We start from the raw sequence: 22,759 nt of genomic DNA on the forward strand, positions 1-22,759 counted from the left end.
ATGCTAAGATAGTTTTAAATAAGAATTTTACTATTTTAAGTATCGTGTAGATGTACCATTGGTTTTAGTCTATCACTGGAGTGAGGGTAAAAAACGTGAATAGAAGTGTGTGGAAAATAAGATTTTTACGTTTGGTAATTCGGATACAAAAACTGTTTCGTAAAAATGCAGTTTTTATGGTATTGTTTTTTTTATTTAACTATACAACGCTGGCTTGGTCTTTGGTGAATGCTGATAAGATCGAAGTGATGATAGGGTATGGATTTAGCTTATTTTTGGGTGTAACGTTCGTGACAGCATTACTGCAAATCTTCCGTAATCCTCTGCTGAAAAACATTATGAAGATCGTTTTAGTTGTTGGCAGCGGCATTCCGTTTATGATTGAATTTGTGGCTATGTATAATTATAAAGCTTTAATTGGGGCGGGGATTGTCAATTCTTTACTCGAAACCAATTCGCGTGAGGCACTCGAATTTTGTAATATGTATTTTGGTGCAGCAGAAATCATTGGAGTGGTTTTCTTAATTGGGCTGTTTGCTGCGATCAAAAAATATAAGCTTATTTCACGTTTGCACTTTAGTCGACGTGTGCAGCGAAAAATTATTTTTGGTATTTTGGGTGTTAGTTTAGTTTATACAGTGCGAATGCTTGTTGTTTATACGGATTTTTTCTATAGTGAACCGCTGCTGCCAATGCAAAGAGCCTATGCTTCAGCGGAAGTTGCTTATAAAAATATGGAAGCGTATCATACATTGACGTCTAAACTCAATACGGATATCGCGATAACAGAGAATAAAAGTAAAATTAGAAATATTGTGTTTATTTTAGGTGAATCCACCAATCGGAATCACATGCATCTTTATGGTTATAATGTCCCTAATACACCGAATTTGGATGCATTGAAAGCCAAAAATGAACTTAGTGTCTTTACGGATTGTGTGAGTCCCCATTCGACAACCATAGCTGTTTTGAGCAAATTGTTTACATTTTGTGATTATGAATCGGATAAAGACTGGTATGAATATAATAATTTAATTGATGTTATGAATGCAGCCGGGTATAAGACGTTTTGGCTGTCTAATCAGGAAAGTTCCGGGGTTTGGGGTAACGTAGCTCAGATTTATGCGGAACACAGTACGAAACATGAATTTACAAGAATTCGCGATTCACGGGAAGATTATGGGATTGTTGATGGTGAATTGTTTCCACTGGTAGATCGGGCTGTACAGGAAAAAGCCGATAAAAATTTCTATGTAATTCATCTTATGGGTGGGCATGGTCTCTACTATAATCGCTTTCCGTATAGCTTTTCTAAATTTACGAAAGACGATATCAAACTCAATATACCAAATGAGAAGAAAGAAGTTATCGCCCAATATGATAATGCTCTCTACTACAATGATTATATTGTAAGCGGAATTATTGACAAATTTCGCGATGATGAAACAATTGTGATTTATGTGCCGGATCATAGTGAAGCAATTTACGATGAAACAGGTGGCTTTACCGGACATATTGAAGAAAATCCAACGCGTCAGATGATCGAAATTCCTGTTATTATGTGGGCTTCGGATAAATTTAAGGCGAATTATCCCGATAAGTGGGCACAAATTCAGGCGGCTGTCAATAAACCTTATATGACGGACGATATGATCCATACCGTGCTTGAAATTGCCGACATCAAGACACCAGAATTTGATCCAACGAAAAGTATCATTGATGAAAAATTTGATGCTACTCGCAAACGAATTTTTGGCGGTAAAGACTATGATGCAGAAATCAAAACCGGAAAAGTTCAGGAAGAATAGAGTTTATACAAAACGCCAGAAGGTTTATCCTTCTGGCGTTTTGTGCGAGAATCTTAAATGTCTCCATACATATAGGCAGCATAGATCTCTTTCATTTGATTGCGATTTTTGCTTTCCGGCCAAAGTTCTCCCAGTGAACTTTGGCGCATACCCGCAGCGAGATGTTCATACAGCCTGGGGTTATCTTGGCTGAGTTTTACAATGAGCTCTTTGACATCTTGCCTGGTCGTATGTCCATCTAGTGGGCAAGGTGAAGGTACGGGCTTGAAACCGTGAATGGAAATGGTATCGCGAATTTCTTGTTCACGAAAATAGATAAGTGGTCGAATCACGGTCAGATCCGTGCGGCTAAGATATGTATTTGGTGAAAAGGTTTTTAATTGCCCCGAATAAAATAGACTCATAAGAAATGTTTCCACAGCATCATCGTTATGATGGGCATAGGCAATTTTATTATAATTATTCTCTTTGGCAAAGCGATTTATCGCACCACGGCGAAAAAATGCACACGTAAAGCACGGATCTTTGCCAGCTTGATCTTTTATGGTTTGAGCAATGTCGACCGCATGAGTGTAATATGGAATCGAAAGTTCTTGGCAAAAAGCGGCAATACGAGTTGTATCGAAAGTTTCCGTAAACATCGGATTAATGGTGAGTGCACCAAGGGTGAATTTTTTTTTCAAGCGTTTTTGCATGCAAGCTAAGGCGTACGTTAAAAAAATACTGTCTTTGCCGCCGGATAGACCAATTAAAATATGATCATTTTCTTCGATGAGATTAAACTCAACAATAGCACGCATCAAACGGCTGAAATGGGCTTGGGGTAAATTTAGTTTCATACTGCACCTCGAATTAATTAAAGATTATGGATGTATTATAACGCAAATTAAGAAAAATATACACTAACCTCTTTTCTAAGTAGGGGGATTTGTCGTATAATATTAAATAGATACTAAAACATTCCTATTTTGTGAATGTAGAAATATAAATACTTGGAGGTATTCGATGAAAGCAACAAAGCCTATTTATATAATCGGGCATCGTAATCCAGACACGGACTCCGTTTGCGCAGCAATTGGTTATGCACATTTAAAAAAAGCATTGGGAGAAAATGTGGTCTCGGCACGAGCTGGAAAAATAAATGCTGAAACGAAATTTGTTTTAGAGCATTTTAATGTTCCAAGTCCAATGCTGCTTACCGATTTATATCCACGAGTAAAGGATATTGCGCTTAATTGTCGGACGGTTGTAAAAGCAACGGACAGTTTGAGAAAATTAGGTGCACTTATGCGGGAGTATTCCTTAAAGTCCGTACCGGTTGTTGATGAAACACAAAAAATTGTGGGGATTGTAACGGTAAGTGACTTAGCAAAACGATATTTTACGGAACTCAATATGCAGAATTTGGCCGAATCCGGGATTACATTTCGCTCGATTATTGATGTTGTTGATGGCGATGTAATTATTAGCGGTGATGCAGGACAAATGGTTAAGGGAAATGTGCGGATTGCAGCAGGCAGCTTGAAAACAATTCAAAAAATCATAAAGGCACATGATATTGTTCTCATTGGTGATCGTAGTGATGATACAATTCTTGAGTGTGTCAAACAGGGCATTGCTGGTCTTATTGTAACAGGGAATGGTCGTGTTGCCGCTGATGCAATTGAAGAAGCTGAAAAAAGACATATGTTTATCATTAGTTCACCCTATGATACATATACTTGTGCCAGACTGATCAATCAGTGTGTGCCAGTTAGTAAAATCATGCAAAAAGACGTGACGACTTTTAAACCGATGGATATGCTTAGCGATATCAAAGGCTTAATGGAATCAACCAACTATCGGAATTATCCAGTCGTCGAAAATGACTGTTTGTTAGGTGTTGTAAGCCGTGATCAACTGATGCTTCCTGAACGGGAACGGGTTATTTTAGTCGATCATAATGAACGTGGCCAAGCCATTGAGGGTATTGAGGAAGCACAAGTTATTGAAATTATCGATCACCATCGTTTGGGTAATATTCAAACGAGTGAACCGATTTTTACCCGTCAGGAACCTGTGGGTTCGACTTCAACAATTATAGCGAATATGCATTGGCATCGCAATGTTGAGATGCCAAAAGAAATTGCGGGAGTCCTTGTCTCGGCGATTCTATCCGATACGGTCTTATTTAAATCCCCAACGTGTACACCTTATGATAGACAAACTGCTGAAAAATTAGCAGCTATTGCCGGTATCAATATTCAGGAATATGGTATGGCAATGTTAAAAGCTGGTTCAGGTATCGGGGATATGACACCTATGGAAATAGCGAAAAATGATTTGAAAGAATTTCAGATTGGGCAATTCCGCATGATTGTCAGCCAACTGTCGGTTATGGATACAGACGCGGTTATGGCAATGAAAGCAGATTTGCTAATAAGTATGGACCTGATTTGCAAAAAGGAAGGGTACGATATGAGCCTTGTCATGATTACGGACATTATCAAAGAAGGTACATATCTTTTGTTTGCCGGCGATCCTAAGACTTTGATCGGTGAAGCTTTTAAGAAAAATGCCAGTGACAACGTGCTTTATCTTCCAGGCGTTATGTCGCGCAAAAAACAAATCATTCCACCTTTATCAGAAGCTGTAAAACGATATAAAGCATAAGTTATGTGAATTATAAACATGTAAATTTGAGAAGACTTAACCTCTGCTGGCTTTTGTCAGTAGAGGTTAAGTCTTCCTTATAAAAGAATTTTAAAAGCAATATAGTTTTTAATTTAGTGGAGGAAAAAATTGGATATTTTTGAAGGCTTAAATCCGGCGCAGGTTGCGGCGGTAGAACATACAACGGGACCATTACTGATTATGGCAGGCGCTGGTTCGGGAAAAACGAAAGTATTAACGTGTAAAATAGCCAATTTACTGGCGCAGGGAGTGGCACCATATAATATTTTGGCGATTACGTTCACGAATAAAGCCGCAACGGAAATGCGGGAACGCGTGGATCGGATGATTGGACCCAAAGCGAAAGATGTATGGCTTAGTACATTTCATGCTTTTTGTGCGCGCTTTTTGCGTCGCGAAATTGAAGCATTAGAAGGATATAAGCATAATTTTGTTATTTACGATTCAAGCGATTCACAAACAGTTATCAAGACTTGTTTACGTGAATTAAATCTTGATGAAAAACAATATACACCAAATAGCATTCAGGCAGCAATTTCAAATGCCAAAAATACATTGCAAGGACCGCGGGCGTTTGAACAATCGGCAGATAATTTCTTTAAGGAAAAAGTGTCAGATGTCTATAAACTGTATCAGAAAAAATTACGAGCGAACAATGCGCTTGATTTTGATGACTTATTGATGATCACGGTTGTGCTTCTTGAAGAACATCAAGATATTTGTGCCAAGTATCAGGCTCGTTTTAAATATATTATGGTGGATGAGTATCAAGATACAAATGGTGCCCAGTATCAGCTGACGAAATTATTAGCTGCACAGCATCATAATCTGTGTGTGGTCGGTGATGCGGATCAGTCGATTTATGGCTGGCGTGGTGCGGATATTCGCAACATTATGGATTTTGAAAAAGATTATCCAGAAGTGCAGACAATCAAATTGGAGCAAAATTATCGTTCAACCAAAACGATTTTGGCTGCGGCGAATGCCGTTATTGAAAACAACATTGATCGTAAACCAAAAGAACTTTGGACGGAAAATGCTGGCGGCGAAAAGATCACGTCATATTTAGCGAATGATGAACGTGATGAAGCCCAGTTTATTGCAACAACCGTTATGAAACAAAAAACGATTTTCAATTCATCCTTTGGTGATATTGCAATTTTATATCGTACCAATGCGCAGTCGCGCGTACTCGAGGAAGGGTTCATGCGGGCGGGCATTCCTTATACGATGGTTGGCGGTTTGAAGTTTTATGATCGCAAGGAAATCAAAGATATCCATGCCTACTTACGAGTGATCTTTAACCCAGCGGATACGGTAAGCTTGATGAGGATCATCAATGTGCCAAAACGTGGTTTAGGTGATGCTACAATTGCCAAAATGAATGAATTTGCGGCTATGAATGATATGACTTTATTCGATGTTGTATCAAATCCGGCACAGGTTCCGGGGCTTACAGCGCGCGTAAAAAAACCACTTGAAATTTTTGCTGAGTTTGTTTTTAAAATGATGGCCTATCAAGATAATCTTTCGGTGCATGATCTCATTGATCGTGTTATGAATGAATCGGGCTATATTGCAGAATTGGAATCAGAAAAAAAACCAGAAAATGAAACGCGCCTGGAAAACTTGAAAGAACTTTTGAGTGTGGCCAAAGACTTTGAAAAAGGTGATGAAATTCCTAATTTAGAGAATTTCCTGAGTCAGGTTGCCTTGGTGTCTGATATTGATAATGCGAATTTAGAAGAGGATCGTGTTACGTTTATGACACTTCATTCAGCGAAAGGTCTAGAATTTCCAATTGTGTTTATTGCTGGGATGGAAGAGGGACTGTTTCCACATTCGCGGACACTGATGAATGAATCGGAACTAGAAGAAGAACGCCGGGCTTGTTATGTAGGGATTACCCGGGCTGAGCGTAAACTGTATTTGACAAATGCGCGCGGTCGGATGATTTATGGTCATACCGTATCCTATCCCCAGTCACGTTTCTTAAGTGAAATTCCGGAAGAATATATGGAACGACTTGTCGTTCGTCAAAATGCCTACGGCTTTGCAAACTCCAGTGTTGTTCAGCAGCGTGGCTATGGCAGTGCATTTCGGCCATCCGTTCAAATGCAGCAAGCATCGGGTCATGGTACGATTACGACACCAGTTATGCAGCAAACAGGCACGGCCATCCGCCCCGATACCAATGTGAATTGGCATGTAGGCGATAAAGCAAAACATGGTAAATGGGGGACCGGTACGGTTGTATCGGTGCGCGGCAGTGGAGAAGAAGTGGAACTTAAGATTGCGTTTCCAGGACAGGGAATTAAAGGACTTATGCAAAAATATGCGCCGATTTCCAAAGAGTAGAATCAGTTGGAACAGCATGATTTTGTTTAAGGGGGATTGCTGATGAATCGTAAAGAGCAAATACAAACATTAAAAGAAAAAATTTTTTACCATAATAAGCGTTATTATGATAATGATGATCCGGAAATCACGGATTTTGAATATGACCAGTTAATGTCTTCACTCAGGCAGCTGGAGCAGGAATACCCGGATCTTTTGACGAAGGACTCGCCCACACAAACTGTTGGCGGGGCGGCAAAACGGACTGCTGGTGTTTTAGTCAGGCATGATGTACCAATGCTTAGTTTGCAAGATGTTTTTGCCAGGGCAGATGTGGTCCAATTTGTTGAAGCGATCCAAGCGGAATTTACCAATCCAGAGTTTGTCGTAGAACATAAAATTGACGGCCTTTCGCTGGCACTTCGTTACGAAGCAGGTCAATTGAAGGTTGCCGTTACCCGTGGTGATGGCATTGTTCAGGGCGAAGATGTCACGGAAAATGCGAAAGTCATTAAAGATGTGAAAAAAAAGCTCAAAGAAGCTGTGCCTTACTTGGAAATTCGTGGAGAAGTCTATATGTCAAAGCAGGCCTTTGCGGAAGTGAATGAGGCGCAGGAACTGCTTGGCAAAAAGCTGTTTGCGAATCCCCGTAATTGTGCGGCCGGTACACTGCGGCAGCTTGATAGTAAAATCACCAAGGAACGCAATCTTTCTTTGTTTATATTTAATGTACAGGCGGCCAAAGGTATTGAGTTTAAGACACACACACAAGCGTATGATTTCCTTAAAAAACAAGGGATTAAGGTTATTGACGATTATAGAATATGCAAAACAGTCGAGGAAGTCTGGGCTGCGATTGAACAAATTGGTGAAAACCGTGGTGATTTGCCATATGACATCGATGGTGCTGTAGTCAAACTCAATGATTTAGCACAACGGGATCAATTGGGCACAACATCGAAAGTGCCAAAATGGGCCATTGCCTATAAATATCCACCGGAAGAAAAAGATACAAAACTATTGGATATTGAATTATCTGTTGGCAGGACGGGACGAATTACGCCAACAGCGATCTTTGAGCCAGTGCGATTATGTGGTACCAGTGTAGAGCGGGCAACGCTGCATAATCAGGATTTTATTAATGAACTAGATATTCGTATTGGTGATACGATACGGGTTTATAAATCGGGTGAAATCATTCCCAAAATCCGTACAGTGATCAAAGAAAAACGGCCGCTGGGAACAGAGCCGTTTATCATTCAACCGATTTGCCCAATTTGTGGTGCTCCGGCAGTAAGGGAAGAAAATACCGCAGATATGAAATGCACGGGGGTCAATTGTCCGGCACAACTGGAACGGCATATTGTCAATTTTGTCAGTCGGGATGCGATGGATATCAAAGGGTTTGGTATCGCTTATGTCAAAGAGCTCATTGCGCAAGGCTATATCAATACGGTTGCCGATATTTATCGACTCAAAGACCATAAAGCTGAGTTGATTGAAAAAGGGATTATCGGCAAAGAAAAAAACACAAACAAATTGCTGGAAATCATTGAGCAGTCTAAAAGCAATGAACCGCAGCGACTCATGACAGGACTCGGTATTGCGAATGTTGGTAAGGCGGCAGGCCGTGAATTGATGAGGCACTTCAAGGATATTACAATATTAGCAAAGGCAGATATAGAAGCCATTAAAGAGGTACGCGATATTGGTGAAGTCAGTGCCCAGGCTATTTTTGATTATTTTTCGAATACAGAAAATCAATTGGTTCTTGAGGCTTTAGCGGCAGCCGGTGTTAATATGCAGTCACATGACGATGGCGGCGATGACCGGCTTGCCGGACAGACCTTTGTTATTACGGGAACGCTGCCGACCTTAAGCCGCGATGAAGCGGCCAAACTTATTTATCTTCATGGCGGCAGAGTTTCCGGGAGTGTTTCGAAAAAAACAGACTTTGTGTTAGCCGGGGAATCTGCCGGCAGTAAGCTAATAAAAGCACAGGACTTAGGTATAACAATTTTACAAGAAGCAGACCTGCTAAAGATGGTGGAATGATTCTCAAATTAATAGAACATTTCGCTTTGTCGTGCTATAATGATATTTAGTTTGGTTTATAGATATGCATTAAATATTTTATATCCCATTTTTGGCAGACGGATAGACTCGATGCAATTTCTTTAATGCATGATATATAATATAAATGATTAAAATGGAAAGCAGCTAAAATTGAAAGTAAAGCAGCGCAAAAGGACGAAGTGGTTCTTTTGGGAACAATCTCGCGGCTTGACTTTCAGTTTTTAACTTTTCGTTAATTTTATAAATGGATGGTGAAATAATGAAAGTTACAGCTAAAGATGTTGAGAGTGTAGCGATATTATCGCGTCTTGAACTTAAAGAAACAGATATGGAAAAATACACGAAACATTTAAACGCATTTCTTGAATATGCGGATGTGATGACCAGCTTGAATACCGATGGCGTAAAACCGACAGATCACGTACTTCCTTTGCAGAATGTTTTCCGTGAAGATGTGGTTAAACCTTCCTTGGATCGAGAATTAGCCCTTTCCAATGCGCCGCAGCGTGAAGATGGCTATTTTAAAGTACCAAAAATTCTGGAAGATTAAGCAAAGAGCAGGAGGAAAAAACGTGAGATTATTTGATAAACCAGCACATGTTTTACATGATATGCTTGTGAATAAAGAAATTACAGCAGTGGAACTTCTCAATGATGTCTTTTTACGCATAGATGAAGTGGAAGATCAGGTTAAAGCTTATTTAACCCAGACCCGTAAAACGGCTCTTGAACAGGCCCGGCTTGTGGATGCGAAAATTGCGAAAGGCGAAACGATTGGTTTTCTGGAAGGTATTCCGGGCGCCATTAAAGATAACATTTGCACAATGGGTGTGAAAACAACTTGTGCTTCGAAAATGCTGGAACATTTTGTACCGCCTTATAATGCAACGGTAGTGGAAAAACTACAGACGCAAAATCCGGTTATTTTAGGAAAAACCAATATGGATGAATTTGCCATGGGTGGATCAACCGAAAATTCCGCTTATTTTCCAACTCATAACCCTTGGAATCTTGATTGCGTTCCCGGTGGTTCGAGCGGTGGATCGGCAGCGGCTGTAGCAGCTGGAACGGCTATCTGGTCAATTGGTTCGGATACGGGTGGATCCATACGTCAACCAGCTTCTTTTTGTGGTATAGTTGGCATAAAACCAACCTATGGTCGTGTATCACGTTATGGACTGGTTGCTTTTGCATCTTCGTTGGATCAAATTGGTCCTTTGACACGTGACGTAACAGACTGCGCACATTTACTCAATATCCTTTGTGGTTATGATGCAAAAGATTCTACTTCCATTAATGCTGAGGTGCCAGATTTTACAAAATCCTTAGTTAAGGATATCAAAGGACTCAAAATTGGTCTGCCCAAAGAATATTTTGTAAAAGGGATGGACGCAGATGTTGAACGTGCTATCCGCACGGCTATTAAAAAGCTCGAATCCCTTGGGGCTGAAGTAGTTGAAGTATCGATGCCGCACACAGATTATGCAATTTCAACGTATTATTTATTGGCACCGGCCGAAGCAAGCTCCAATTTAGCCCGTTATGACGGCGTAAGCTATGGTGAACGTGTTGATGGTATCGACATTGTTGATATGATGAATAAAACACGCAGTGCAAAATTTGGTGAAGAAGTCAAACGCCGCATTATGATTGGTAGTTATGCCTTGAGTGCTGGTTATTATGATGCCTATTATGTAAAAGCGCTAAAGGTCCGTACTTTAGTAAAACAAGATTTTGATGAAGCTTTTGAAAAAGTAGATCTTATCGTCGCACCAACCGCACCAACACCAGCTTATAAAATTGGTGAAATGAATAGTGATCCACTCAAGATGTATTTGCAGGATATTTGTACGATTCCGCTCAATCTGGCAGGACTTCCTGGCATCTCGATTCCTTGTGGTTTTACAAATACAAAAATGCCGGTTGGTCTTCAGCTCATCGGTAAACCGCTTGATGAAGCAACCATTATCCGTGCTGCTTATACATATGAACAAAGCAATGAATTTCATAATAGTATTGCACCACTTGGGGAGGATAAAAAATGAGTTACGAAACAGTCATTGGGCTTGAAATCCATAGTGAATTAAAAACAAATACAAAAATATTCTGCGGCTGTGCCACTACGTTTGGTGCTGAACAAAATACAAATGTCTGTCCTGTCTGTCTTGGACTGCCAGGTGTACTGCCGGTTATAAATAAAAGGGTTGTCGAATTTGCAATTAAGGCGGGTATTGCTTTAAACTGCAAAATTAATAATTTCAGTAAATTTGATCGAAAAAATTACTATTATCCAGATTTGCCAAAAAACTTTCAGACTTCACAGTTTGATTTGCCGATTGCAGAATTTGGTTATGTTGATATTGAAGTCGATGGCAAAGTGAAACGAATTCGTATCACGCGTATTCATATGGAAGAAGATGCCGGGAAACTGGTTCATTCCGGTACTACCATTAAAGATTCTGCTACATCAAATGTGGATTACAACCGTACAGGGGTACCTTTAATTGAAATTGTTTCAGAACCAGATATATCAAGTCCGGCAGAAGCAAGAGCTTATATGGAAAAAGTGAAATCTGTTTTGGAATATCTTGATGTTTCCAATTGTAAAATGGAAGAAGGAAATCTTCGTGCGGATGTCAATGTATCACTGCGTAAAGTTGGTGCAACGGAACTTGGTACAAAAGCAGAAATGAAGAACCTGAACTCCTTCAAGATGATTGAAAATGCGTTAGCATATGAAATTGAACGTCAGGAAGAAATTCTCGATGATGGTGGTCACATCGTCCAAGAAACCAGGACTTGGGACGATGCCAAGGGCATTACACTTTCCATGCGTACAAAAGAAGCAGCGCAGGATTATCGGTATTTGCCGGAACCGGATCTTTTACCAATTATTACAACGGATGAAGAAATCGAAGAATATCGACGCGGCTTACCAGAACTTCCGGATGCCCGTAAAGAACGTTTTATGGAAAAATTTGATCTTTCTTCGTATGATGCACTTGTGCTTACGACTTCTCGTCAAATGGCCGATTATTTTGATGCGGCAGTAAGAAATGGTGCGGATGCAAAGCTCGTTGCCAATTGGATCATGGGAGATCTTTCGAAACATCTTAACTCGGAAAACAAGGATATATCAGAAAGTTTAGTGACCGCGGAAAATCTTGCGGCAATGGTGACTTTGATTAGCAAGGGAACGATTTCCTCGAAAATTGCTAAAACTGTTTTTGAACAAATGTGGAAAACAGGCGATGATCCTGAAAAAATCGTTAAAGAAAAAGGACTTGTCCAGATTACGGATACAAAAGCGATTGAAGAAATTGTGGATGCTGTGATTGCAGCCAATCCAAAACCGGTTGAAGATTATAAAGGCGGGAATGCAAAATCAATCGGATTTTTAGTAGGACAAGTCATGAAACAAAGTAAGGGTAAAGCAAATCCAGGTCTTGTAAATGAACTCTTAAAAGGAAAATTGGACGCATAATAAATTGCATAAAAAACAAATAAGGCTGCACAGTATGCAGCCTTATTTGTTTAGAAAGAGGTATACACCTTGAAATTTATCTTACTGCCATTCGTTGCCTGGCTGGCTGCCGGTTTTTTGAAATTCAGTATTCATTATTTGCGTTACGGCGAGATGAAATTTAGCGAAATCATCGGCTATGGTGGTTTTCCAAGTACGCATACTTCTATTTTAGCCTCAGCCGTATTTTCACTGGGACTTTATCAAGGGTTTTTCACTCCCCTGTTTTCTTTTGGTCTTGCTAGTTTGATGGTTTGCATGATTGATGCGCAGGGGCTTAGACGCCATGTGGGGCGGCAGGCTGTTACGGTTAATAAGCTGGATAAAACAGCAAACTTGCAAGAACGTATGGGGCATACCTGGTTTGAACTTAGCGGCGGATTGATTGTTGGCATGATCGTTGCTAGTTTGTTTTACCTTATATAAAACAATAAAAACGTATTTTAGGGCAAGTTTCTCGGAAGAAGAATAAACCAAATGGATTTGGGTTAGTTTACGTTATTTTTAACATTATAGGAGTGACTAACTATGAAAAAAGGTTTTTTTTATCAAACAGCACTGGGAACTTTTTATATTGCCGAAGAATATGCCGCGATTACTGATATGAAATTTGTAACCGCAACGATCGAAAATGAAGATGAGATTGTCGAAACACTGCTTATTCGTGAAGCTTTCATGCAGCTAAAAGAATATCTAAACGGTTTGCGTCAGCTATTTACATTGCCGCTTAGACCACAGGGAACTGTTTTTCAAAATGAAGTTTGGCAGATTTTAAAGACGATACCGTATGGTGAAACCCGTTCTTATGGACAAATTGCCACAGCAATCTGCAATCCGCATGCCAGTCAAGCCGTGGCAATGGCCAATAATAAAAACCCTATATTATTTTATATTCCGTCGCATCGTTTAATTGCGGCGAATGGAAGCTTGAATGGCTATACGGGTGGGGCAGCCATGAAAAAATATTTATTAGAATTTGAGCAGCTGCATAAAAATAAATAAAGTAAAAGCAGGAAAACATAATAATTTTGACGAAATGGATAATAATGTTTTCGAGTATAAAGAAAGATGAGGTACGTTTTATGCAGTACAAGGCGGTTATTTTTGATTTGGATGGGACTTTAATAGACTCTCTGGCAGACCTGGCCGACAGCGCCAATATAATGCTTACTGAATATGGTTACCCGACACATGAAGTGAAAGACTATCGATTGATGGTAGGAAATGGTTCACGAATGCTTATGAAACGCTGTTTACCAAAAGAGACTTCAGAAAAAATTATTGATGAAGCTTTGGCAAAATATAAAAAAATATATGAAAGCCGTTTCTTGGAAAAAACAAGATCATATGATGGGATTTTAGAATTGCTTAAAGAATTAAAGGCTGATGCAATACCTTTGGCTATTTGTACAAATAAACATAATAAAGCGGCACACACAATTGTTGAAGTTTTATTTGAAAAGCAGACATTTGATTATTTAATTGGTGAACGGGAAGGAATTCCTCGTAAACCTGATCCGACGGCAGTACTCGAAATAGCGCAGGACATGAAGATTCGTCCCGAAGAAATTGTCTACATAGGTGATTCCATGATTGATATGAAGACAGCTTTAAATGCCAATATGCTGCCAGTCGGTGTTTTATGGGGATTTCGTGATCAAAAAGAACTTGAAGAAAATGGTGCAAAAGTTCTTTTAGAACATCCAGCAGAACTTTTAGAAAAAGTTGAGTTTGTTAAAAATTAAATGATTGAATTTTTAAGATGACGAAGTAAATGATATTGTCTGTGGATGGTCAAATTTGTTTATTAGTTTACTTAAAAAAATACATAAAAAAGGAGCTTTGCATTTTGCAGAGCTCCTTTGTGCTTATTCTTTTTTATTGTCATTTTTGGGGTCCGTTGTTTTTGAAAATGCTTTTTTTAATTCGTTGACGCCATTGCCTAAGGCTTTACCAAGCTCTGGTAATTTACCTGGACCGAAAACAATTAAGGCGATAAACGCAATAATTAATAATTCTGGAATGCCAATACCAAACATTATATCCTCCCATAAATTACATGTTGTCTTTATTCCATTGTATCATAAACGAAGAGAATAAACAGCTGTTAATTTGGTGGTTCTTCTTATGATTTGTCGAAAATGAAAGGCTTATATTTCATGATGTGGTTGCAGGCTTGGCTGCCAGTAGGGACTTTGTTTCATTTGCTTCATTTTACGGAAATAACTGATTGTGACGAGTAACATGGCGCCAGCCCAGGAAATTGGATTGGAATAACAAATTCCCAAAAAACCGAACATATTGGTAATGTACAGCGCAGAAAAACAGCGAAGGACCAATTCGATGATACAAGCAATAAAAGGAATTCTTGCATCGCCCATACCTTGCAATGTATTGCGGAAGATAAATAATTGACCGAGGAAAAAGTAGCAGGTTGAACTAATCATCAGGTAGGTTTTCGCAATAGATAAGACTTCGGGTTCGGCATTACTGATAAAAATTGCAATGAGTGTTTCACCAAAATTATAGATTATGAACCCCATAAAAAGACTAATTGCAATTGAAATACCAGAACAGCTTAAAACTCCCTGGCGAATACGATCTAATTTACGGGCACCGTAATTTTGGGCTGTATACGTTGCCATGGCAATTCCGAAGGATAACATCGGCTGCGTAGCAATTTGTTCAATTCGAATGGCGGAGGTGAAAGCGGCTATGGTATTTGGACCGAAGGTGTTGCAGACACTTTGTATAATGAAAATACCAATGGCGATGATAGAAAACTGTAAAGCCATGGGCAGCGCAAGCTTTAGATGCTGCATAGCAAAAGCATAGTCAAGTTTCCAGTCCTCCCGTTTTAACTGCAAAATAGGAAATTTTTTCATAATATAAATGATGCAGCATAGCGACGAAATAGCCTGGGCAATGATTACCGCAATAGCCGATCCGGCAATACCCATGCCAAATACGCAGATAAAAAGTATCGCCAGAACAATATTGATTAACGTTGAAAAAATCAAAAAATAAAGCGGAGTTTTACTATCACCTAAGGCACGGATAATGCTCGATAACAGATTATACGCCATCATGGAAATTAAGCCGTAAATTATGATACTGATATAATCATAAGCGCCCTGAATCAAAACAGCAGGTACGTTCATTACAGCGAGTAAGGGTTTCAAACAAAGAATACTGAAAATAGTTACCACAATTGTTGCCAGTAAACTGATGCAGATAGATACCGTTACCGAACGGCGGACACCAGATTCATCTTTTGCCCCGAATTTTTGGGCTGTAATAACGGTGAGTCCGCCAGTCAGGCCATTACTCAGTGTTAAAAGAAAAAAGAAAATTGGCGATGCTGCACCGACCGAAGCTAACGCATCCACACCGATTGTCCGACCGACGATGATGATGTCAGCTATATTATATAATTGTTGAAAAACGTTTCCAATGAGTAAAGGTATAGAAAATGCTAAAATTAATTTAATCGGATTCCCGATTGTCATGTCACGAATCATCTATAAAAACTCCTTTTTTATGTACTAGGATTACGATAGTCGAAAATAAAATATTTGGCAATAGTTTTCTGAAAAAGATTGATTTTTTAATGAATATATTTATGGGATAGAGGTCTAGACGTTAGCTATGCTTATACTTTATAATAGAGACTATTACGATGAGATCGATGTAGTAAAAAGTGAATATGCTCCGTGCGAAAATATCTACGAGCATGACCTTAGATATTGAGCCTGCATAATTCTTTGGATTGTTCACGGGGTAATGAGAGAAATTTCATTGCCTTCATAGTTGAGAGGAAGAACAAAATGAATGTCATTAACACAATCGATGCCTGTGGACAGGTGCTTTGCCATGATATTACGCAGATTATCAAAGGTGTAACGAAAGATGTACGCTTTAAGAAAGGCCATGTAATTCAGCAAACAGATATAGCGGTGCTGCTTTCTTTAGGCAAAGACCATCTTTATGTATGGGAGAAAAACGAAACGCTGCTCCATGAAAATGAAGCAGCTGAAATATTGCGTCAGATCTGTCAAAATGACCATATGATCCCATCTGAAGTTAAAGAAGGCAAAATTGAGCTCATGGCAGCTTGCGATGGTATATTGAAGATTGATGTGGAACGATTGAATAAAATCAATGATCTCGATGAAATCATCATTGCTTCAAGGCATAATAATACTCCAGTAAAAAAAGGTGACAAACTAGTGGGTACTCGAGTCGTACCACTGGTTATCGATAAAGAGAAAATGCAACAGGCACAAACGATTGCCGGTGATAAACCGATTTTGCAGCTGCTTCCCTATAAAAAATGGAAAGTTGGTGTTGTGACGACTGGCAATGAAGTTTTTCATCATCGTATCAAAGACACCTTTACACCTGTGATTGAACAGAAATTGACTCAATACGATTTAAAAATGGATGGACATCGGATTGTCAATGATGAATCTGTTAATATTACGCGGGCGATTAAAGAACTGATTGCTGAAGGTATGGAAATGATTATTTGCACGGGCGGAATGAGTGTTGATCCGGATGATATGACCCCAGCGGCCATTCGTGATACAGGAGCTCAGATTGTAACCTATGGTGTACCGGTTTTGCCAGGGGCGATGTTTCTATTAGCCTATTATAATAAGAATGTGCCGGTAATGGGATTACCAGGCTGCGTTATGTATGCGAAAATAACGATTTTTGATTTGGTATTTCCGCGGATTGTGGCTGGTGAAAAAATCAAAAAATCAGAACTGACAAGTCTTGGCCATGGTGGGTTATGCCTGGACTGTGATGTTTGTACCTATCCGGCTTGTAGTTTTGGCAAAGGGGTGTAGTCAATGGTCCGGCAAATTATTTCTCGCTGCCGAAATTCAAAGAGGAACTATCATGTTTTTGAGGCAGGTCATCAAAAAACATATTTATAAAAAACCGCTGGGACATCATTTTTATGATGAACGCAACATGTTCCAAGTTGGTGGTTAAGATAGAGGAGCGATACAAAATGGGCAATGTAATGGCGGTATGTAAAAGTGAAAAAAAAGGCACACAAAAACAAAATATTAGCAAAGGGTTTTTTAAAGTAGATCATGGATTGGTGGGGGATGCTCATGCTGGAAACTGGCATCGTCAGGTGAGTTTATTATCATTTGATAAAATAGAAGATTTTCGTGCCAAAGGTGCCGAGGTCGAGCACGGTGCTTTTGGGGAAAATCTTGTTGTGGCAGGTATTGATTTTAAAACATTGCCAATTGGCACACACTTGCGCTGCAATGAAGTTGAAATGGAAGTTACACAAATAGGTAAAGAATGTCATTCACATTGTGAAATCTATAAAGTAATGGGTGATTGTATTATGCCGCGGGAAGGAATCTTTGTAAAAATATTGCATGAAGGTGAAATAACGGTTGGCGATACGTTGCAGGTCGTTGAAGAATAGGAGGATCTTATTATGTTTGAAGTGGCTATTATTACAGCAAGTGACAAAGGCTCAAAAGGGGAGCGAGAAGATATAAGCGGGCAGACAATCCGTGAAATTCTTATGGCAGCTGGCTACAAAATCCATAGTCAGATTATTTTGCCGGATGAAAAAGAGTTATTGGCAGATAAAATGCGAGAACTTATCAAACAGGATGTTGCCTTGATTTTAACGACGGGCGGAACGGGATTTTCGCAGCGTGACGTTACACCGGAGGCAACGCTCGCGGTCATTGAACGGCAGGTACCCGGTATTCCCGAAGCGATGCGTTATTTGAGCCTGCAGATAACAAAACGGGCGATGCTGAGCCGCGCTGTTGCGGGAATTTGTCAAAATACCTTACTTGTAAATTTGCCGGGAAGTCCAAAAGCGGTCAAAGAATGTTTGAGTTTTGTTTTGCCGGAACTCGAGCATGGACTCAAAATTTTACGCGGTGAAGCAAGTGAATGTGCCAGAACCTAAATAAAGTCGGTGCAATAACCGGATTTTAAAAGGAGGACTGCTTATGGAACTGGGGCTTATTATTCTGGCTGGTGGCAAAAGTTCGCGGATGGGGCGCAATAAAGTCTGGTTAAACTGGCAGGGGCAAACTTTTTTAGAAAATATGATTCATAAAGCAAAAGACTATGGTTTTACGGATATCATTGTCGTTGCAAATGATGCGGCTGAACAATATAAGGCACTGTCAATCAAATTGACTAAGGATGTTTATGCTGACTGTGGACCTCTGGGTGGAATTCATGCCGGCCTGAGCTTCGGCAGCTTGCCCTATTACGTAGTGGTCTCATGTGATATGCCATTGCTGGACTTTCACTTTGTAGAGGGACTTACAGCCTGCTTGGATGGAATAAATCAGGCAATTGTGCCGCTTACCAAAAAGCATCAACAGCCTTTAGCTGCCATTTACCATCGGGATTGTGTTCCAGTCATTGTTCAACTCCTCGAACGAGGTGAGCGAAAAATTGATTTATTATTGCAAAATGTAGAAACGAAACGGGTACAGATGTATGATTTTTCGCGAAGCTTTTTCAATGTGAATACACCAGAAGAAATGGTGATTGCCAAAGCCAAAGCCATAAATGGAAAGCGCCGCATACCGATTGTTTCGATTGTTGCCGGTATGTCAGGCTCGGGTAAAACTACCTTTATAACGAAACTTCTTCCGCTATTGAAACAAATGGGACTGCGCACGGCTGTTGTTAAAAGTGATGGACATGGCTTTGATCTTGACCAGGAGGGCAAAGATACCTGGCAATTCAGTCAGGCTGGTGCCGAGGTGGTAGCGATTGTTTCCCCACAGCAATATGCAATTATTGCGAAGACACAAGAAAAAAAGAGTTTACTAGAAGTAGCCGCTAAAATCGATGATGTGGATTTGATTTTGATTGAAAGTCGACAACATGGAGTTTTTCCTATATTAGAAATTTTTCGGGGCGATATCCATAATGAGTTGATTACGCCAAGGGAAGATTTAGCAGGAATTCTTACAGATCGGTTGAACGTAGATACAAGAATCACGGTATTACCACTTGATGAACCAGAAAAAACAGCGCTGTTTATTCAAGAATTGTTTTAAATAAAAATATATTTCGTGTAAATGAATCGGCTTTCGCTTAGAATATTAGGGCAGCGGGCAGGCAATATAAAACTAAATTCATTTAAAAGGCAAAACCTTCATTTACAAGCTATCCAAAACAAGATATAATAAAAAGTAGACAGCGTTTCGTTATTCATATGGAACGTACCTGATGCGTGAATAAAGCGTGGCGACGGCCGCGCTTTTTATATTTATAAAGGCGCAAGAATGGAGTAAAAATTTTGAAAAAAGAAATACCAGTAAACAGAGGGAAAAAATATACAATTGATATCGTAAGTATGGGGCATAGCTGTGAAGGTGTCGGAAAATATGAAGATTTTACTGTTTTTGTGCCATATGCTTTGATCGGTGAAACCGTAGAAGTCGTAATTACTGAAGTGAAAAAAAGTTATGCCAAAGGAAATATCAAAAAGATAATTACGGCAAGTCCTCAGCGTGTGGCGGCAAAATGTGCGATTTATGATGCATGTGGTGGCTGTCAGATCCAGCACATTGATTATCAAGGACAACTTGATATAAAACATCAGCAGGTTGTAGACGCTTTGAAACATATTGGTAAGCAGTCGGAAATTTTAATCCATCCAACTTTAGGTGCGGAAAACCCTTGGAATTATCGCAATAAAATGCAATTCCCAATCGGTAAAAAAGATGATAAAGTTATTGTTGGTTGTTTTGCTCAAGGCTCACATACAATTGTTGATACCAAAAACTGCCTGATTCAAGACGAAGCAAACAATAAAATTGCGAATGTAGTTCGGGATATCATAAAAGAACTTGATATTAGTGTTTATGATGAAACGTTGCAAAAAGGTGTTTTGCGCCATGTAGTCGGCAGAGTAGGTACTGCCAGTGGTGAAGTTATGGTCGTACTCGTTATTACAACGAAAGTACTGCCAAAAGCAGATCAGTTTGTTAAACTTTTGGAAAAACGCATACCAAAGCTGGTAAGTGTTATGCAAAACAGCAATCCAAATGATACCAATGTGGTTCTTGGAGAGCAGACGAAAAAACTTTGGGGCAAAGCAACCATTACGGACAAAATCGGTGATTTTGATTTCATGATTTCGGCGCGCTCATTTTTCCAGATAAATACCAAGCAGGCCGAAGTTCTTTATAATAAAACATTAGAATATGCGAAGCTTACAGGTGTGGAAACCGTTCTTGATGCATATTGTGGTACAGGGACCATTACGCTCTTTTTAGCAAAACATGCGAAAAAAGTAATTGGTATTGAAATCGTTGCGCAGGCAATTCGTGATGCGAATAAAAATGCGAAAAACAACAATATTGACAATGTTAAATTCATTGTTGGTGATGCAACTGTCTTAATGCCTGATCTGCATAAAAGAGGCGTAACTCCAGACGTTATTGTAGTCGATCCACCTCGTGTGGGTTGCGAACAAAATGTACTGGAAATCTTCGCTCAGATGAATCCAGATCGTATTGTCTATGTTTCCTGTAACCCGGCCTCACTCGCTCGCGACGTGGCTATTTTAGATGAACTTGGTTATAAGGCCGTAGAAGTACAACCGGTAGACATGTTTGCCCAGACAAGTCACGTGGAAAGTGTTACCCTGTTAGTCCGCAAATAATAAGGGTTTGTTGATGCTGATTATTTGGCATTTCATCCAACTTCCAACATTATTCCAACGGTAAATTATTCTAATATATATAAGCAGCCAATGCAGGTACAGAAATGTACAGCATTGGCTGCTTTTTTCGGTTATCCTAACACTTAACAAAGGATGTTTAAAAAGCTAGTGAACACAGTTGAAATAAAGGTTGAAGTTCTTTACCAAGAAAAACTTGACACATACCAGCGAGTGATATCCATTGATAATTTATCAAGATTTTGTTATAATATAAAAAGAGATAGTTGATGTGGGAAGCGTCGGCTCTCCTCGAATTTAGAATTCTTTGAAGAAGACCGCTCGCAACCGCTAGGCGGTTTTTTTCATGCCGTTATTTACGGGATGAAAGAATGGCTACGATCAGTATACCGAAACTTATCATTAACGATAAGGCTTCAAAAACTGTCATAAAACCACCCCCTACTTCTAGGAGTAGGAAAAACCGACACCATCAACTATCTCCAGACAATATTATAGCACAATGCAGGCAGATTAGAACCTACATCACGTGGCGTTTATGTACTTCCAGATGTGTGGGAAGATGAGTTCGTGAATCTTCAAAGCCGCTATACTGGAGCATTTATTGGAACGCGTTTGTGAATATCGATTTATTTGTTTGGATGTGTTCATTACAACATCTGTACAATACCGGTTTTTATTTAAATCAGAATATAGATTTGTTCCAGTTGAGGCATTGCGAGAAGAAATAAAAATAAGATTGAATCATTTATGATTATGGGATTGGAGGTCTTGATTTTGCAGTATGGTATTACAGTTAAATTGCAGACATATCTCAAAATGAAGAATCTGGCTGCTCCGGTCAATGAAGAACTTGCATTTTGTTGGGACATACAAAAACTGCGAGTGCAGAATCGGAATGTTTTTGTGGCCATCAATACGAGCAGTCGTTACGGAGTAGTAGCGGCTGGTATGAAGTTGGCTGATGTAAAGGACATGCCTGTTTTTATGAAAAAGATGATATCCATGGGGATGTATTGCATAGGTTATGATATGAAACAGATTGAATGCTACTTTCAGATAGCTGGGGATGCAGTATTGACAAAAACACATGGACGAAAAGCCGTCGGGGATATGAATCGGGCAATTATGGATATGGGATTTTTTGATGATACGTTTTTTAGTGACGAGTATTACCAGCCAGAATTCAGTAGTTACATTAATAGGGATATCTGTAAGCCCGCGGGGTTTGATACATATGGCTATCCAGAAGAGTTTTTTAAGTCAGATATGGAGCGGTTAAAAATATGATGTTATAGCAGGACTTTTGCCATAAGTTAGATATGTTTCCACAAACAGACAAAATCAGAAAAATGGCTCGAAATACTGATTATTATCGACAAGATTTTTCTGATGCAGTTCGGTTGATTATGGAGACAATGAGTTGGTCACCAACGCGGAGTTAGAAGGAACGGTGCACCCTAGTGATTTGAAAAAATCGCTGGGGTGTTTCTTTTTGCTTAAAGAATGTATAAATTTGCTTTTATATTGATGTGTTGGTAACTGACCGTAATTATTCATACGAAAATTTCTAAACTAACATATAGATTTGTAACTCTACGGAGCGTTTATTGAACCATGGCTGAAGTTTCGTTATAGTTA

20 protein-coding genes are annotated in these 22,759 nt (G+C 39.4%); 16 read left to right on the forward strand and 4 right to left on the reverse strand.

Annotation, left to right across the window (positions count from 1 at the left end; all coding sequences use genetic code 11):
* The first annotated feature begins 95 nt into the window (after nt 1-95).
* Complete coding sequence (locus BMY14_RS02175; protein WP_091828810.1) at nt 96-1,808, forward strand: phosphoethanolamine transferase family protein; 1,713 nt, start codon at nt 96-98, stop codon at nt 1,806-1,808.
* A gap of 53 nt (nt 1,809-1,861) precedes the next feature.
* On the opposite strand, the gene BMY14_RS02180 is transcribed toward BMY14_RS02175, so the two are convergent.
* On the reverse strand, nt 1,862-2,647 hold the full coding sequence (locus BMY14_RS02180) for a tRNA 2-thiocytidine biosynthesis TtcA family protein (RefSeq protein WP_091828812.1): 786 nt from the start codon (nt 2,645-2,647) through the stop codon (nt 1,862-1,864).
* Between the two features lie 166 nt (nt 2,648-2,813).
* Between BMY14_RS02180 and BMY14_RS02185 the strand changes: the two genes are divergently transcribed.
* From BMY14_RS02185 to BMY14_RS02225, 9 genes are all read left to right on the forward strand, one after another.
* Entirely contained in the window at nt 2,814-4,460 is a 1,647-nt protein-coding gene (locus BMY14_RS02185) for a putative manganese-dependent inorganic diphosphatase (protein ID WP_091828814.1), read from the forward strand.
* A 129-nt stretch (nt 4,461-4,589) separates the two neighbouring features.
* Nucleotides 4,590-6,839, forward strand: a complete 2,250-nt coding sequence (gene pcrA, locus BMY14_RS02190; RefSeq protein ID WP_091828815.1) for a DNA helicase PcrA — start codon at nt 4,590-4,592, stop codon at nt 6,837-6,839.
* A 42-nt stretch (nt 6,840-6,881) separates the two neighbouring features.
* On the forward strand, nt 6,882-8,873 hold the full coding sequence (ligA, locus tag BMY14_RS02195) for an NAD-dependent DNA ligase LigA (protein ID WP_091828816.1): 1,992 nt from the start codon (nt 6,882-6,884) through the stop codon (nt 8,871-8,873).
* Nucleotides 8,874-9,153: 280 nt separating this feature from the next.
* Nucleotides 9,154-9,444 (forward strand): Asp-tRNA(Asn)/Glu-tRNA(Gln) amidotransferase subunit GatC, encoded by a 291-nt coding sequence (gene gatC / locus BMY14_RS02200; RefSeq protein WP_019553349.1) that lies wholly within the window; start codon nt 9,154-9,156, stop codon nt 9,442-9,444.
* A 22-nt stretch (nt 9,445-9,466) separates the two neighbouring features.
* Nucleotides 9,467-10,939 (forward strand): Asp-tRNA(Asn)/Glu-tRNA(Gln) amidotransferase subunit GatA, encoded by a 1,473-nt coding sequence (gatA, locus tag BMY14_RS02205; RefSeq protein ID WP_091828817.1) that lies wholly within the window; start codon nt 9,467-9,469, stop codon nt 10,937-10,939.
* Nucleotides 10,936-12,378 carry an Asp-tRNA(Asn)/Glu-tRNA(Gln) amidotransferase subunit GatB gene (gatB, locus tag BMY14_RS02210; protein WP_091828818.1) on the forward strand — a complete coding sequence of 481 codons (1,443 nt, stop codon included), beginning with the start codon at nt 10,936-10,938 and terminating at the stop codon, nt 12,376-12,378. The genes gatA and gatB overlap by 4 nt, the downstream gene beginning before the upstream one ends.
* Before the next feature lie 69 nt (nt 12,379-12,447).
* The gene (locus tag BMY14_RS02215; protein ID WP_091828819.1) at nt 12,448-12,843 is read left to right on the forward strand and encodes a divergent PAP2 family protein; all 396 of its coding nucleotides are present in this window, start codon (nt 12,448-12,450) and stop codon (nt 12,841-12,843) included.
* Between the two features lie 102 nt (nt 12,844-12,945).
* Nucleotides 12,946-13,419 carry a methylated-DNA--[protein]-cysteine S-methyltransferase gene (locus BMY14_RS02220; protein WP_091828820.1) on the forward strand — a complete coding sequence of 158 codons (474 nt, stop codon included), beginning with the start codon at nt 12,946-12,948 and terminating at the stop codon, nt 13,417-13,419.
* A gap of 80 nt (nt 13,420-13,499) precedes the next feature.
* Complete coding sequence (locus BMY14_RS02225; RefSeq protein WP_091828821.1) at nt 13,500-14,162, forward strand: HAD family hydrolase; 663 nt, start codon at nt 13,500-13,502, stop codon at nt 14,160-14,162.
* Between the two features lie 123 nt (nt 14,163-14,285).
* On the opposite strand, the gene tatA is transcribed toward BMY14_RS02225, so the two are convergent.
* Both tatA and BMY14_RS02235 read right to left on the reverse strand, forming a co-directional pair.
* Nucleotides 14,286-14,456, reverse strand: a complete 171-nt coding sequence (gene tatA, locus BMY14_RS02230; protein WP_091828822.1) for a twin-arginine translocase TatA/TatE family subunit — start codon at nt 14,454-14,456, stop codon at nt 14,286-14,288.
* A gap of 111 nt (nt 14,457-14,567) precedes the next feature.
* On the reverse strand, nt 14,568-15,938 hold the full coding sequence (locus BMY14_RS02235) for an MATE family efflux transporter (RefSeq protein WP_091828823.1): 1,371 nt from the start codon (nt 15,936-15,938) through the stop codon (nt 14,568-14,570).
* Between the two features lie 306 nt (nt 15,939-16,244).
* Between BMY14_RS02235 and BMY14_RS02240 the strand changes: the two genes are divergently transcribed.
* The 5 genes from BMY14_RS02240 (at nt 16,245) to rlmD (ending at nt 21,100) form a co-directional block, all read left to right on the forward strand.
* Nucleotides 16,245-17,270: a molybdopterin-binding protein gene (locus tag BMY14_RS02240; protein ID WP_091828830.1), complete on the forward strand. Its 1,026-nt coding sequence runs from the start codon at nt 16,245-16,247 to the stop codon at nt 17,268-17,270.
* Between the two features lie 167 nt (nt 17,271-17,437).
* Nucleotides 17,438-17,872 carry an MOSC domain-containing protein gene (locus BMY14_RS02245; protein WP_091828831.1) on the forward strand — a complete coding sequence of 145 codons (435 nt, stop codon included), beginning with the start codon at nt 17,438-17,440 and terminating at the stop codon, nt 17,870-17,872.
* A 12-nt stretch (nt 17,873-17,884) separates the two neighbouring features.
* The gene (locus BMY14_RS02250) at nt 17,885-18,373 is read left to right on the forward strand and encodes a MogA/MoaB family molybdenum cofactor biosynthesis protein (RefSeq protein ID WP_091828832.1); all 489 of its coding nucleotides are present in this window, start codon (nt 17,885-17,887) and stop codon (nt 18,371-18,373) included.
* A gap of 43 nt (nt 18,374-18,416) precedes the next feature.
* A complete protein-coding gene (mobB, locus tag BMY14_RS02255; protein ID WP_091828833.1) occupies nt 18,417-19,487 on the forward strand; it encodes a molybdopterin-guanine dinucleotide biosynthesis protein B in 1,071 nt (356 codons plus the stop codon).
* 242 nt (nt 19,488-19,729) lie between these two features.
* Nucleotides 19,730-21,100 (forward strand): 23S rRNA (uracil(1939)-C(5))-methyltransferase RlmD, encoded by a 1,371-nt coding sequence (gene rlmD, locus BMY14_RS02260; RefSeq protein ID WP_425438901.1) that lies wholly within the window; start codon nt 19,730-19,732, stop codon nt 21,098-21,100.
* A 370-nt stretch (nt 21,101-21,470) separates the two neighbouring features.
* On the opposite strand, the gene BMY14_RS21155 is transcribed toward rlmD, so the two are convergent.
* Nucleotides 21,471-21,548 (reverse strand): putative holin-like toxin, encoded by a 78-nt coding sequence (locus BMY14_RS21155; RefSeq protein WP_425438907.1) that lies wholly within the window; start codon nt 21,546-21,548, stop codon nt 21,471-21,473.
* Between the two features lie 320 nt (nt 21,549-21,868).
* Here BMY14_RS21155 and BMY14_RS02265 point away from each other — a divergent pair, with 320 nt between their 5' ends.
* The gene (locus tag BMY14_RS02265) at nt 21,869-22,408 is read left to right on the forward strand and encodes a DUF6933 domain-containing protein (protein ID WP_177177441.1); all 540 of its coding nucleotides are present in this window, start codon (nt 21,869-21,871) and stop codon (nt 22,406-22,408) included.
* The last annotated feature ends 351 nt before the right edge of the window (nt 22,409-22,759 follow it).

The organism is Propionispira arboris, assembly GCF_900109225.1.
GTDB lineage: Bacteria > Bacillota > Negativicutes > Selenomonadales > Selenomonadaceae > Propionispira > Propionispira arboris.